The organism is Mesorhizobium sp. CNPSo 4670, assembly GCF_057784235.1.
The window spans coordinates 405,458-418,061 of the sequence record NZ_JBWJFQ010000002.1 but is presented as its reverse complement, the minus strand read 5'-3'; the positions used below and the strand labels follow the sequence as shown (position 1 = coordinate 418,061).

The following is a 12,604-nucleotide window of genomic DNA, read 5'->3' as shown; positions in this document are numbered from 1 at the left end:
CTTTCATACCTGGTGTCGTTTTAAAACTTAATACGGTCGGTTGGCGGCGACCGCCTTACACCATAGGACGCCGAGCCCTGCCATAAGCTTGCCCAGACCTTCAACCGCGATGTCGGCGGCGGTGATTTTGAATATGCCCGCAGCGTAGACGGCGCTGCTGCCGATACCCAGACCGTCAATTATGCCGCTTCATGGACGGTCGACACCGTGTCGATCGGCTCTGACGGTGCCGGTGGGCAGCAGCTCGACCATGTCTATATCAAGTCGATCAAGCTATTCCCGGCAAAAGACCCGGCCGACCTCCCGGCGCTGACGGCATGATCGCCTGGCTTGCCTTCACCCTTGCCGCTGGCGTCGTGCTGGCGCTGGCGGCGTGGCCGTTCTAGCGCCGGCCTTGCCTATAAGGCGCCAAATAAGATCACGGACAGCTCAATTGCCATCCCGTCGAGCGCGCTGGTATCATCGAGGACGGCAAATCCGGCTGTCGCGTGAGTTTTCGGCTATCCGCCCCGGCGGATCTTATGATCGCTACCCGTAACCAAGTGCATTGTCAGGGCAAAGATCAATCCGTCTGGTGACCGAACAGGAGTAAACAGTTGAGCCCCCTTCTAAAGGAGATTCGCGATAGCCCTATGCTATGGTTGCTGATCGCTGTGCCGGTGGTGTTCGCCGCCGCGAAATTCACTCCCGAAGCCCACACGGCGCTCTTTGTCTTGTCTGTGCTTGCCATCGTGCCGCTGGCGGGGTTGCTGAGTCACGCTACCGAATCCGTTGCCGCCAAGACGGGTGATGCCGCCGGCGGGCTACTCAATGCCACCCTGGGAAATCTGACCGAGCTGGTCATCGCACTGGCCGCCCTGCGCGCTGGCGAGTATACGTTGGTGAAGGCATCCATCGCGGGCGCGATCGTCACCAACACGCTTTTCATGCTGGGCGCTTCGTTTCTACTTGGCGGGCTCAAATACCACCTCCAGGAGTTCAACCAGGCAAGCGCGCGTCTTCAGTCAGCTCTGCTTTTCCTGGCCACGATCGCCCTGGTGATGCCTTCGGCGGTCGCCGAGGACTCGGGATCAGCAGTTACCCAGAAGCTCAGCCTCGGCCTGGCCATTCTGCTGATCGTGGGATACGGCCTGGGGCTGTTGTTCACGCTCAGAACGCACCGTGAGGTCTTCTCCGGAGCGGAGCATGGCCAGGAAGGCGAAGAACCGTGGCCGATTGGACTGGCCCTGGCCACGCTGGCGGGTGTCACCATACTCGTGGCGCTGGTCAGCGAGATCTTCGTCGAGTCCGTGCAAAAGGCAGCCGAAGCTTTCGGAATGACCCCGGCCTTTGTCGGTTTCATCGTAGTCGCGCTAGTTGGTGGCGCCGCCGAAATGGCCTCGGCGTTTTCCGGCGCGCGCAAGAACCGGCTCGACTTGAGCGTGGGTATCGCGCTCGGGAGCGCTTCCCAGATCGCGCTGTTCGTGGCGCCTGTTCTGGTCCTGCTGAGCTACGTGCTTGGTCCGTCACCCATGGACCTGCAGTTCTGGCCGGGTGCCGTGGTGATGGTGCTCCTCGCGACCCTCACCGCGATGTTCGTCACCAATAGCGGGCGGTCGGCATGGTTCGTCGGCGTATTGTTGTTGATGGTCTATATGATCTTCGCCATGACGCTGTACATCCTGCCGCCGAAGGCGCCCTAGAAAACTTCGCCATGGCCGGCGGAACAAATTTCTGAAGCTGTCGTTTAATGCATCGGCCGGATCTCCCAAGCCCATTCCGACCGGCCAGTCCTGTGTCAAAAGCCCGCCGCCTATCGGAACGCATGTCATCCTTTGGCGAGGCCAAAGGCAGAGGGCTTTTCATATCGGTTGGCCAAGTCTACACCATCGGTCGGGCGAAAACGCTGGTGGGGCGCCATGAAACCGATCGCGATTGCAATTCCGTTACTCTTCCTCGCGGTGCAGGCTCAAGCGCAAGAGCGCAGGGATATCGCCGGCCTGAGTTGCGCCGAAGTTCAGGCACTACTGAAGCAGGACGGCACCACCGTCATTCGCTACCGCTCCATATTCAACCTCAGCCTGACGCGCTACGACCTCTATGTCAGCGGGCAGAAGCAATGCGGTCCTGGCGAGGTGGCTACTGGCGCAGGCGTGCCGACGACCGACACAGATTATTGCCCGGTCCATAAATGCATTGCGAGCAATCTCTTCGTGGCAAGGTAGCCGGCCAGGTCGAGCACTGCGCCGAAAGGTGGCCGGGAGAGCGCCCGGGCAGTCACATGGAGTGCGACGACCGCGAACTGGACAACTGCGACGATGAGGACGGCCACGACGCGGAGCCGGATCAATGCGACGGCGAGACGCTGACATGGGAGAACGACCCGCAGTCGCAGGAAGTGCTGGTGTCGCTGTAACGGCGGCAAACTTTTCCGCTGCTCAAGCCCGCTGCCTCACGGTGGCGGGCTTTTTTTGGACCGCAGAGCAGTCACCTAGTGGTTGTGCGACTGCTGGAAGCCGGCCACGTCGTACTGAGATACGCTCTTAGGATTGTTGGAGTTCTGCGGCTGGGTACCTGCGTATTTTGAGTCCGCAACTCCATCCGGATTGAAGGCTGAACCTGGAGCGGTGCTGGCGTGGCCAGGGGTGGCACTTCCTGTCTGATCAGTGCCTATCGTTTGGTTGGGCTGACCAGTCGTGCCCGTAACCGTATGGACATTGCCCGCCAAGGCCATGCCGATTGTGGAGGCTACGAATAGGCCAGCAGCCGTCATCGACGCGAGGAAATACTTCATGGGTATTCTCCTAAAAGTATCCGGGTTTCAGGAGGGCGCTCGGGTTTGCGAGCACCCGGCATGAAAGCACAAACGCTTTTCAGACCATCGTTCATCCCGAATATCGCGGATTCGTGATGGCGAGACTCCCTGGCTGCTTCGGTGGCGGGCTTTCTCTTGTGGCAGAAAAGTCACGCAGCTTGAATATGCAGAGCTTCAACCGGAGCGAGCTTATTATCCAACTAAGCGAGGCGTACCGTTGTTCACGGGCAAAGGGGACGCCCGACCTCCTCCCGAACTAGCGCCCGCTGCCTCACGGTGGCGGGCTCATTCTTGGGGCATGTAACCGTTCGTAACGCAGTCTTGCCTGATGGCTGTGCGCCTTCATTAACGCCTTGCGCTTTGGACCTGCGAAACCTCTTCCTCCGTTGTTGGCTTTAAGGTTCCCAGGGTTCTTCCGGCAGCTTTGCATGAAAGCGGGGTTGGGCCCTTTTCCTGCAGCTCTGATTTTAGTTCTGCAGATTCTAATTGCGGCCTGTTGATCTGGGGTGAGGTTGCCAAATTGCTCTGGTGTCAGCCCTATGTGGTCGGTGTTGGTTTTGGCGGCGTTGGCCGGAAGGCAGAGCACAGAGAGTACTATCATCGCTACAAGGGACATCGAGATTTTCATAACGGCCTCCGTCCGTGTCAGTGTCCCCGACAAACCTTCTACCACGCTTAGAGACCGCTGCCTCACGGTGGCGGGCTTTTACTGTTCGGGAGAATAATCTTCGGGGCGCATCAGTTTGGGCGAGGAGAACCACAGATCCTTGAAGGCGATCATCGTTGGCGTCCAGGGCTCCCACTTGTCCATCGCCCGCAAGATGAACAAGCCGGCTTCGAATGCGACCAAAGCCCTGGTTTCTTCGGGTCTGTCATGCTTGAGCCAGTCGCGCGTCTCGTTGAGACGCCTGATCCAATCCTTGTTTCTCTCGACTGGCCGAGTTGGGTTGTCCCGAATGCTGACCCAAAGGCCGCCCTCTTTCTCAGGCCCCATATCTTCCGCAGCACCGGCCAAAGTTATGGTGAGAGCGAATTGGCCCGCGTGGAAGGCAGCTATTGCTGCCTCTATCTGTTGAACCGCTGCCTCCCGTTTGGTCAAGGTGAATACACGATAGAAAGGGCGCATCTCTCTCATAGCGGAATGGCCTGTGTGTCAAATGTAGCCCTAGGTGTAGCCCAAAGGGAATTTGCCACCAGAATGGCGGTAGAGCGATTTCGGGTAAGTGCTTGAAAAGATTTGGCTCCCCGGGCCGGATTCGAACCAGCGACCAACCGGTTAACAGCCGGTTGCTCTACCACTGAGCTACCGGGGAACAGAGGCTCTCATGTGAGTGGCGCAGCCTATAGCAAACCCTTTTCCGCTTTGCAAAGAAGCATTTCGCATTTTTCCGAGGCTTTTTCGCTCAGGGGTTTCTCGCAATCGTTCGCGGATGCCCTCATATTAGCCGTCTTGCTGGGGATATGGAACCGAAAGCGCGGTTGCGGCTTAGATTCAACGATGCTCCTGAACGGTCAAAAGGGTTAATCTTTCGAGACGATGACAGCACAAGACAACCAGATGCCAGCGCGGAAAATCTCGGTTTTCGGGCGTGAGTTCAAAATGCCGCGCTCGCGCGGGCTCAGAATCACCATCGGTATCGTGCTGACCATCGGCGGCATTCTCGGTTTCCTCCCGATCCTCGGCTTCTGGATGGTTCCGCTTGGATTGCTGGTGCTGTCCTATGAATTCGCCATGGTCCGACGCCACAGGCGCCGCTTCGTTGTCTGGTGGGAACGGCGCCGCCGACCGGATTGAGGTCGACAGCGCGCGGCCTCAGAGGCCGGCGTGCTCTTCCAGCGCTTCGCGGATCTGCTTGAGAATCGCAGCCGCCGAGGCGAGCTTTGCCCGGTCATGCGGCAACAGGCTGCTCGCGCTCCCGATACACAGGCGGTCAATGGCGTAGCGCAAGAGCTCTTCGCACTGCGGCAGCGACAGGCCGGACGCCGCATTATTCTTGTCCTCTGCCTTGCCTTTTGCTGCCGTTGTCCGACGCATGGCATGTCTCCCGCCGTGTTCAACGTATGGGCTGCTGAATGAGTTTCTTCCGGCGTCGAGCCATGCTTAACGAGCAGCTAACGTATGGTCGTGAGGCCCGGGCCTGGGATTTGGCGGGATGCTGCCCAAACCGGCGAGAGGAAACCGTTCGGAATGCACGGGTGGCCGCTTGACGGCATTTTCGCCGCAACCTATTGGAACCGGGTGGAACGCCGGGAGCAATGAGGCCTCGTGGCGGAGTGGTTACGCAGAGGACTGCAAATCCTTGCACCCCGGTTCGATTCCGGGCGAGGCCTCCAATGCCCGGGCCCCCGCGCACCAGCGCTGGGGCCTGAAGTTCCGATCGTAATGAACCGCGGTTCTGGCGCGGCAAGCGGATTGGTTGGAACATGAGCGCTGATTTCTCCGAGCTTCGCGTCAAGATGGTCGACGGCCAGGTTCGCACCACCGATGTGACCAGCGCGCCATTGCTCGAAGCGATGCTCGTCGTGCCAAGGGAGCTCTTTGTCGGCGCCGAACAGCGCGATCTCGCCTATATCGACGAGGACATCCGCATTGCCGCCGGCGCGGACGGCGCGCGCTATCTCATGGAAGCCTCGCCGCTGGCCAAGCTCATGCAACTGGCCGAGATCAGCCCGGCCGATTCGGCGCTCGATGTCGGCTGCGGCACCGGCTACGCCTCGGCTATCCTGTCTCGGCTCGCGAAGTCCGTGGTGGCGCTCGAAAGCGATTCGGCGCTGGCCGAGACCGCCAGATCGACGCTTTCATCGCTGGGCTGCGGCAATGTGACCGTTGTCCAGGGGGCGTTGCCGCAAGGACATGCCGCCCGCGCGCCCTATGACGTCATCTTCATTGGCGGCAGCGTCGCGGACGTGCCGGCGCCGCTGCTGGACCAGCTTGCCGAAGGCGGCCGACTCGTCGCCGTCGAAGGCCAGGGCAATTCCGGCGTGGCCCGGCTTTTTTTTAGAGCGGGGGGGGTTGTAACCGGAAGACGCGCATTTAATGCGGCAATTAAGCCACTACCGGGATTTGAACGTATTCGCGCCTTCGAATTCTGAATGATTTTGCCTTGCAGGATAGGCGTTGTCATGGTCGCTTGTGTTTGAAATCGTTGCTGGTCCACAAAACTGGGGGCACTTTGGGGCTGAGCAGCAGGGAACATTGAACACGCGGCGCCGGCTGCTCAAGAAGGAGAAGCCGGTGTGGCGTGGTTCCCATGGACAACGAATGAGGGATACATGGTCCTGCCTATACGCAAGAGTCTTTTCGCCGCCGTCCTCGTTTCCGCGACCGCGCTTTCTCCATTCTCGGCCTCGGCGGAATCGATCCTTGGTGCGCTGGCAAAGGCCTATCAGTACAACTCTTCGCTGAATTCGGCCCGGGCCGGCGTCCGCGTCACCGACGAGAGCGTCGCCATCGCCAAGTCGGGATGGCGCCCGACCATCAACGGGTCGGCGGACATCGACTATTCCAGCAGCCATCTCAACGGAACGAACTCAAGCGTGCGGCTGACCACCGGCAATTTTGGCGTCCAGATCAATCAGACGCTGTTCGACGGTTTTCAGACCAGGAACAATGTCGCCGCCGCCGAAGCGCAGGTCCGCGCTTCTGTCGAAACCCTGCGCAACACCGAAGAGAACACGCTGTTCAGCGCGGCCCAGGCGTATATGAACGTGATTCGCGACCGCCAGATCGCCGTGTTGACCGAGCAGAACCTGCAATTCCTGACCGAGACGGCGCGCGCGGCGCGTTCGCGTTTTGAGGTTGGTGAAGGCACGCGTACCGACGTCGCGCAGGCCGACGCTTCGCGGGCCGCCGCCGTGGCATCGTTGAGCGCCGCCCGTGCGCAAGCGTTGTCCAGTGCCGCAAGCTATCGCCAGATCGTCGGCGACGAACCGGGCAAGCTCAAAGCCGCTTCCCCGGTGGCAAAACTGTTGCCGTCGAGCCTCGCAGCTGCCGTCGAGGTGGCCGCGAACGAGCACCCGGCCATCCTTGCCACCCAGCATCTGGTCGACGCGGCCGCGTTTTCGGTGAAGTCGGCCGAAGGCGCGCTGCTGCCGCAGCTGACTGCAAGCGCGGGTGTTTCGAGCGATTATCGCAATACTGTACCGGGCGCCTTCGCGTCGCAGGACGGCACCACCAATTCGGCCAACATCGGGGCCACGCTGAGCATCCCGATCTATTCCGGTGGCCGTAAATCGGCGATTGTGCGCCAGGACAAGGAATCGCTCAGCCAGGCCCGCATCGAGGTCGACGTCAGTCGCGACCAGGTGCGCCAGGCCGTCACCGCCGCCTGGACCGAGTACACTGCCGCGCAGCAACAGCTCACGGCCAACAAGCAGGTGATCGAGGCCGCGAAGCTAGCACTGAGCGGCGTCATCGAAGAACGCAATGTCGGCCAGCGCACCACGCTCGATGTCCTCAACGCACAGGCGACGGTCATCACCGCGGAGATCAACCAGGCTGGCTTTGAACATGATGTGGTGGTGGCGAGCTATGCCATCCTGCAGGCGACCGGCCGCCTGTCCGTCGACCGCCTTGGCTTGCAGGTGACGAAGTACAGACCTGAAGAGCACTACAACGCGGTCAAGGACAAATGGTTCGGCCTGCGTACGCCGGACGGCCGCTGAGAGGTTCGGCTCGGACTTTTCGGTCCCTCCTGCCTGAGCTTGGTCTTTGGCCTCGCTGCCCATCGGTTCGGGATCTGGTCTAATCTGTTGAAATCCCACAAGTCCCCAGATTGGGGATTCTCGTGCGGCGATCCGTCGGTTACGCTGTCGTCATGATTCGATCCGGCCTTGCCGGAGCGGAAATCTGCAACGGGTCACAAGGGCGGCGGATGTGACGATGGCAACGGCAAGCAGCGCACAGCGCGAACCTTCCATGGAAGAGATACTGGCTTCCATCAGGAGGATCATCGAGGACAGCGACGGCGGCCGCAAGCAGCCGGGTGACGCCGATGAGCTGCGCCAGGATCTGGAGCCGGCGGCGAGCGCTGGTGCAGTTGCCGACGTCGAGGCATTCCGAGCCGACCTGCAGGCCGCCCCAGAGATCAAGAAGCCGGTGACGCTGGCGGAAGTCCAGGCACAATTGCCGGCAGTCGAGCCCGTGATCGCGCGGATGGAAACGCCGATGCGCCCGGAGCCAACCCCGGCAAAGCCATCGATGACACTTGCTGAAGTCAGCGCCCGGGTCGCCGCCGAGCCGACGCCGCCGGTCATGGCCGACTCGCCAGCAGTGCGTCCTGTCGCCGACGCCCCCGTTGCCGATTGGCGGCGCGGGACCGCCGCTGTCGGTGAGCGGGCCAAAGCGGTGCCGGACAAAGGCGAGGCCCTTAAGCCGGTCGTCCAACCGCCGGTGGAGGCTCCGAGGGACGAGCCGACTGCCGAAGCAGCCCCCCAGCCGTCTCATCCAGGCGCAAGCGTGGTGCGACCGGCGGTGGCCAGCGATGCGCCGCGTCCGGCCATCGTTTCCGAGCACACGGGCCGGCAGGTTGCCGCCGCCTTTGGCGAGCTATCCGATGCGTTTGCCAGCCGCAGCAAGAAGACATTCGACGAGATGGCCGAAGAGATGCTGCGGCCGATGCTGCAGGATTGGCTGGACAACAATCTGCCGACACTGGTCGAGCGGCTGGTGCGCGAGGAGATCGAGCGCGTGGCGCGCGGGGCGCAGTAGTCTCAATTGCCATCACCCTCGAAACGTCGCCCGCGAGGCGGCGTTTTTGTCGATGAGGTCAGCCCGCGCTGGTCGCGAAGCAAATGAGGTTGTCGTCGGGATCCCTGACGATGAACGTGCGGGCACCCCATGGTTCGGTTCTCAATGTCTGGTGGAAGGGAGCCTCGGCTGCCTGAAACTCCAGGAACAGCGCCTTGATGTTGTCGAGTATGATCGTCGCCGCCAGCAGGTCATCGGCCGAATTGGCGGCTAATGGCGGCTTGTCGACATGGCGCAGGTTGAGCCTTGCAGCATCGCGGATGATCTGGGCGTAGAAGGGTGGCTCGCCCAGGTGAAGCGCGTTTCGAAGCCGAGCTTTTGCCGGTAGAAATCACAGGCCGCTGCGATGTCGCAGACAAAGAGCTGTGGCTCGGCAAAGGCGAGATGCGGTTTTGCTGCGTCTGGTGCTGCACGATGGGTCACGGTTTGAAGGCCTTCCTTCAGCGCCTGCCAGCTCTCGAAACCTGACTTCCTGGCGACGAGTTCCTGGGCATCGGCAAGCTTGAAGCCGTGATCGAGGATCTCGCTGTCGCTGAGATCGCGAAAACGCGGCAAGAGCCATTCAATCACAGCCGCGACGGGATAGTACCGCTCGCGATGCCATTTGAGATAGAGCTTGGCCTGTTTCTTGTGGTGTTCGAGGGTCGGCATGGGCGCGTTGCAGGGTTGAGGTGGCGTAGGCGGGCAATGCCCCTCCGGCCGGAAGCCGATGCGCCCTACAGCAGCGTTGGCAGCGTATTGCGGCGGCACCTGCCGGTCAAGGCGTGGCGCGCTGCGGCTTTCCCCGAGGAACAGGCCCTGCCAATCTGATCGATGGAATGGAAGTGGGTCTCCTTGACCTGATCCAGGCCGTATCTAATTGACGTTGAGGGTCCGAGGCAGCCCCTGCGGTTGACTTGGCCAAAACCTTCCGATTTACACCGGACCAGCAAAACTCCCGACAGCGCGGACCATTTTCCCATGCTTGAAAAGACCTACGACGCAAAAACCGTCGAGCCGAAGATCGCCAAAGTCTGGGAAGACGCCGACGCGTTCCGCGCCGGCGCCGGGGCCGAGGAGGGGGCGGAAGCCTTCACCATCGTCATCCCGCCGCCGAACGTGACCGGCTCGCTGCATATGGGCCACGCGCTCAACAACACGCTGCAGGACATATTGGTGCGCTTCGAGCGCATGCGCGGCAAGAACGTGCTGTGGCAGCCGGGCATGGACCATGCCGGCATCGCCACGCAGATGGTGGTCGAGCGCCAGCTGATGGAAAAGCAGATCCACCGCCGCGACCTGACGCGCGAGCAGTTCATCGAAAAAGTGTGGGAGTGGAAGGACGAATCGGGCGGGGCGATCTTCAACCAGCTGAAGCGGCTCGGCGCCTCGGCCGACTGGTCGCGCGAACGCTTCACCATGGACGAGGGCCTGTCCAAGGCGGTGCTCGAAGTGTTCGTCACGCTCTACAAGGAGGGGCTGATCTACAAGGACAAGCGCCTTGTGAATTGGGATCCCAAGCTGCTCACCGCGATCTCCGATCTCGAGGTCGAGCAGCACGAGGTCAACGGCAATCTCTGGCACTTCCGCTATCCCATCGAGGGCCAGGTCTTCGACCCGGAAAATCCGAAAACCTTCATCACCGTGGCGACGACGCGCCCCGAGACAATGCTGGGCGACACGGCCGTTGCCGTTCACCCCGACGACGAGCGTTTCCGGCATCTGGTCGGCAAGAACATCGTCCTGCCGATCGTCGGCCGCAAGATCCCGGTGGTGGCGGATGAGTACTCCGACCCGGAGAAGGGCTCGGGCGCGGTCAAGATCACGCCGGCGCACGACTTCAACGATTTCGAGGTCGGCAAGCGCCACAAGCTGCCGGCGATCAACATCCTCACCGTCGCGGCGGCGATAAGCCTCAAGGACAATGAGGATTTTCTCGCCGGTCTCGAGGTGACGCCGGAGCGTCAGGCGGTCTGGGATGAACTCAACGGCCTCGACCGCTTCGTCGCGCGCAAGAAGGTCGTCGAGCTGATGGAAGAAGGCGGCTTCCTGGAAAAGGTCGAACCGCATCGCCATGCGGTGCCCCATGGCGACCGCGGCGGCGTGCCGATCGAGCCGTTCCTGACCGAGCAATGGTATGCCAACGCGGCGGAACTGGCCAAGCCGGCGATCGCCTCGGTGCGCGAGGGGCGAACCAATTTCGTGCCGAAGAACTGGGAGAAGACCTATTTCGACTGGATGGAAAACATCCAGCCCTGGTGCATCTCGCGCCAGCTGTGGTGGGGTCACCAGATTCCGGCCTGGTATGGTCCGGACGGGCGCGTCTTCGTCGAGAAGACCGAAGAAGAGGCGCTGGGTGCGGCGATCGAATATTATCTGGCGCTGGAAGGGCCGTGGAAGGCCTGGGTCGAAGACAAGCTCGAGAACTTCAAGCCGGGCGAGATCCTGATCCGCGACGAGGATGTGCTCGACACCTGGTTCTCGTCGGCGCTGTGGCCGTTCTCGACGTTGGGCTGGCCCGGTGAGACGCCCGAGCTGAAGACCTACTACCAGACGGACGTGCTGGTCACCGGCTTCGACATCATCTTCTTCTGGGTCGCCCGCATGATGATGATGGGCCTGCATTTCATGGACGAGGAGCCGTTCCACACGGTCTATGTCCATGCGCTGGTGCGCGACAAGAACGGGCAGAAGATGTCGAAGTCGAAAGGCAACGTCATCGATCCGCTCGACCTCATCGACGAATACGGCGCCGACGCGTTGCGTTTCACGCTGACGGTGATGGCGGCGCAAGGCCGTGACGTGAAGCTCGATCCGGCGCGCATCGCCGGCTATCGCAATTTCGGCACCAAGCTGTGGAACGCGACGCGCTTTGCCGAGATGAACGAAGTCGCGCGCAACGACGATTTCTGGTTGAACGATGCCAAGCTTGCGGTCAACCGCTGGATCCTCACCGAACTGACGCGGGCGGCGCGCGAGATCACCGACGGCATCACCTCATACCGCTTCAACGAGGCGGCTGGGTCGGCCTACCGGTTCGTCTGGAACCTGTTCTGCGACTGGTACCTGGAACTCCTGAAGCCGGTGTTCATGGGCACGGACGAGGCGGCCAAGGCCGAAAGCCGCGCCTGCGTCGCCTTCGTGCTCGACGAGATCTACAAGCTCTTGCATCCGATGATGCCGTTCATGACCGAGGAACTGTGGGCGCAGACCGCTGGCGAAGGCAAGGAACGCGCCTCGCTGCTGTGCCATGCGGCGTGGCCGTCGCCGGACTTCGAGGACGCAGAGGCTGCCGCCGACATCAACTGGCTGGTCGATCTCGTCTCGGGCATCCGCTCGGTGCGCTCGGAGATGAACGTGCCGCCGGCGGCGATCGCGCCGCTGGTCGTGGTCGGCGCCAACGAAGTGACCCGCGAACGGCTTGTTCGCGAAGACTCGGCGATCAAGCGGCTGGCGCGGGTCGGCGACATCTCGCTGGCCGATGTCGCCCCAAAAGGCTCGGCGCAGATCGTGCTCAACGAGGCGACGATCTGCCTGCCGCTTGGCAGCCTGATCGATCTCGCCGCCGAAGCGGCACGGCTGCAGAAGGAACTGGCCAAGGTGACCGAGGAAATCGCGCGCCTGCACAAGAAGCTGTCGAACGAGAGATTCGTCGCCAGCGCGCCGGCCGAGATCGTCGATGCCGAGCGCGAAAAGCTCGCTGAGTACCGCGACACGCAGGACAAGCTTTCGGTGGCGTTGACGAGGGTTCGCGACGCTGGTTGAGGGCAGATTCGTGGCGCCTCGGCGGCTTCGAAATCAGACCTTCTTGCCTCGAAAATAGGCATTCCGCTGCGTTAATGTTGACGTAAACGGAAAGTTTTGGCCCCATTGTTGCCATAATGTAACAATGGGGCCCTGGATCCCCAAAAACATATATTTTTGAGCCTTTTGGGCGGATTTTTCTCGCGTTTTGAGGGCGACACACACTCCGGAAGCGGTTTTTTGGGCTAACGGCAGTGGCTTGTTTTGTGTCGAAAATGCGCTTGGCGAACATGTACATGTACGCCCCAGGAATTCGTTATTGCAGCGTTAACCTGAAT

Annotated in this window: 11 protein-coding genes, 2 tRNA genes and 1 pseudogene; 9 read left to right on the top strand and 5 right to left on the bottom strand. The window is 61.3% G+C overall.

From position 1 onward, the window contains the following. Positions 1–596 precede the first annotated feature (596 nt). The 3 genes from cax (at position 597) to AC0ZT5_RS05435 (ending at position 2,395) form a co-directional block, all read left to right on the top strand. Positions 597–1,682 (top strand): calcium/proton exchanger, encoded by a 1,086-nt coding sequence (cax, locus tag AC0ZT5_RS05445; RefSeq protein WP_488495577.1) that lies wholly within the window; start codon positions 597–599, stop codon positions 1,680–1,682. A 216-nt stretch (positions 1,683–1,898) separates the two neighbouring features. Beyond that, a complete protein-coding gene (locus tag AC0ZT5_RS05440) occupies positions 1,899–2,204 on the top strand; it encodes a hypothetical protein (RefSeq protein ID WP_488495576.1) in 306 nt (101 codons plus the stop codon). A 56-nt stretch (positions 2,205–2,260) separates the two neighbouring features. Continuing rightward, positions 2,261–2,395 (top strand): hypothetical protein, encoded by a 135-nt coding sequence (locus tag AC0ZT5_RS05435; RefSeq protein WP_488495575.1) that lies wholly within the window; start codon positions 2,261–2,263, stop codon positions 2,393–2,395. 75 nt (positions 2,396–2,470) lie between these two features. Here the strand turns inward: AC0ZT5_RS05435 and AC0ZT5_RS05430 are convergent, their stop codons facing one another. The 3 genes from AC0ZT5_RS05430 to AC0ZT5_RS05420 form a co-directional block, all read right to left on the bottom strand. Next, positions 2,471–2,773, bottom strand: a complete 303-nt coding sequence (locus tag AC0ZT5_RS05430) for an adenylate cyclase (protein WP_488495574.1) — start codon at positions 2,771–2,773, stop codon at positions 2,471–2,473. Between the two features lie 727 nt (positions 2,774–3,500). Next, positions 3,501–3,929 carry a hypothetical protein gene (locus AC0ZT5_RS05425; protein WP_488495573.1) on the bottom strand — a complete coding sequence of 143 codons (429 nt, stop codon included), beginning with the start codon at positions 3,927–3,929 and terminating at the stop codon, positions 3,501–3,503. A 103-nt stretch (positions 3,930–4,032) separates the two neighbouring features. Further along, positions 4,033–4,107 (bottom strand) — tRNA-Asn (locus AC0ZT5_RS05420). A gap of 224 nt (positions 4,108–4,331) precedes the next feature. Between AC0ZT5_RS05420 and AC0ZT5_RS05415 the strand changes: the two genes are divergently transcribed. Beyond that, positions 4,332–4,589 (top strand): hypothetical protein, encoded by a 258-nt coding sequence (locus AC0ZT5_RS05415; protein WP_184873729.1) that lies wholly within the window; start codon positions 4,332–4,334, stop codon positions 4,587–4,589. 18 nt (positions 4,590–4,607) lie between these two features. On the opposite strand, the gene AC0ZT5_RS05410 is transcribed toward AC0ZT5_RS05415, so the two are convergent. Continuing rightward, on the bottom strand, positions 4,608–4,829 hold the full coding sequence (locus AC0ZT5_RS05410) for a hypothetical protein (RefSeq protein WP_477289219.1): 222 nt from the start codon (positions 4,827–4,829) through the stop codon (positions 4,608–4,610). A 225-nt stretch (positions 4,830–5,054) separates the two neighbouring features. Between AC0ZT5_RS05410 and AC0ZT5_RS05405 the strand changes: the two genes are divergently transcribed. The 4 genes from AC0ZT5_RS05405 (at position 5,055) to AC0ZT5_RS05390 (ending at position 8,504) form a co-directional block, all read left to right on the top strand. Beyond that, positions 5,055–5,128: transfer RNA gene (locus AC0ZT5_RS05405), tRNA-Cys, on the top strand. A 90-nt stretch (positions 5,129–5,218) separates the two neighbouring features. Further along, a complete protein-coding gene (locus AC0ZT5_RS05400; protein WP_488495572.1) occupies positions 5,219–5,887 on the top strand; it encodes a protein-L-isoaspartate O-methyltransferase family protein in 669 nt (222 codons plus the stop codon). 180 nt (positions 5,888–6,067) lie between these two features. Then, positions 6,068–7,459: a TolC family outer membrane protein gene (locus tag AC0ZT5_RS05395; RefSeq protein ID WP_477227427.1), complete on the top strand. Its 1,392-nt coding sequence runs from the start codon at positions 6,068–6,070 to the stop codon at positions 7,457–7,459. 217 nt (positions 7,460–7,676) lie between these two features. Continuing rightward, complete coding sequence (locus AC0ZT5_RS05390; protein ID WP_488495571.1) at positions 7,677–8,504, top strand: PopZ family protein; 828 nt, start codon at positions 7,677–7,679, stop codon at positions 8,502–8,504. Between the two features lie 58 nt (positions 8,505–8,562). Here AC0ZT5_RS05390 and AC0ZT5_RS05385 read toward each other — a convergent pair. Further along, positions 8,563–9,194 (bottom strand): annotated as a pseudogene (locus tag AC0ZT5_RS05385) (bleomycin resistance protein). A gap of 309 nt (positions 9,195–9,503) precedes the next feature. Between AC0ZT5_RS05385 and AC0ZT5_RS05380 the strand changes: the two are divergent. After that, positions 9,504–12,287 (top strand): valine--tRNA ligase, encoded by a 2,784-nt coding sequence (locus AC0ZT5_RS05380; RefSeq protein ID WP_488495570.1) that lies wholly within the window; start codon positions 9,504–9,506, stop codon positions 12,285–12,287. Positions 12,288–12,604 lie beyond the last annotated feature (317 nt).

Excerpts from the sequence above, each read along its gene's own strand:
- AC0ZT5_RS05440 (WP_488495576.1), top strand. The coding sequence starts at position 1,899 with ATGAAACCGATCGCGATTGCAATTCCGTTACTCTTCCTCGCGGTGCAG.
- AC0ZT5_RS05435 (WP_488495575.1), top strand. The coding sequence starts at position 2,261 with ATGGAGTGCGACGACCGCGAACTGGACAACTGCGACGATGAGGACGGC.
- AC0ZT5_RS05430 (WP_488495574.1), bottom strand. The coding sequence starts at position 2,773 with ATGAAGTATTTCCTCGCGTCGATGACGGCTGCTGGCCTATTCGTAGCC.
- AC0ZT5_RS05425 (WP_488495573.1), bottom strand. The coding sequence starts at position 3,929 with ATGAGAGAGATGCGCCCTTTCTATCGTGTATTCACCTTGACCAAACGG.
- AC0ZT5_RS05415 (WP_184873729.1), top strand. The coding sequence starts at position 4,332 with ATGACAGCACAAGACAACCAGATGCCAGCGCGGAAAATCTCGGTTTTC.
- AC0ZT5_RS05410 (WP_477289219.1), bottom strand. The coding sequence starts at position 4,829 with ATGCGTCGGACAACGGCAGCAAAAGGCAAGGCAGAGGACAAGAATAAT.
- AC0ZT5_RS05400 (WP_488495572.1), top strand. The coding sequence starts at position 5,219 with ATGAGCGCTGATTTCTCCGAGCTTCGCGTCAAGATGGTCGACGGCCAG.
- AC0ZT5_RS05395 (WP_477227427.1), top strand. The coding sequence starts at position 6,068 with ATGGTCCTGCCTATACGCAAGAGTCTTTTCGCCGCCGTCCTCGTTTCC.
- AC0ZT5_RS05390 (WP_488495571.1), top strand. The coding sequence starts at position 7,677 with ATGGCAACGGCAAGCAGCGCACAGCGCGAACCTTCCATGGAAGAGATA.
- AC0ZT5_RS05380 (WP_488495570.1), top strand. The coding sequence starts at position 9,504 with ATGCTTGAAAAGACCTACGACGCAAAAACCGTCGAGCCGAAGATCGCC.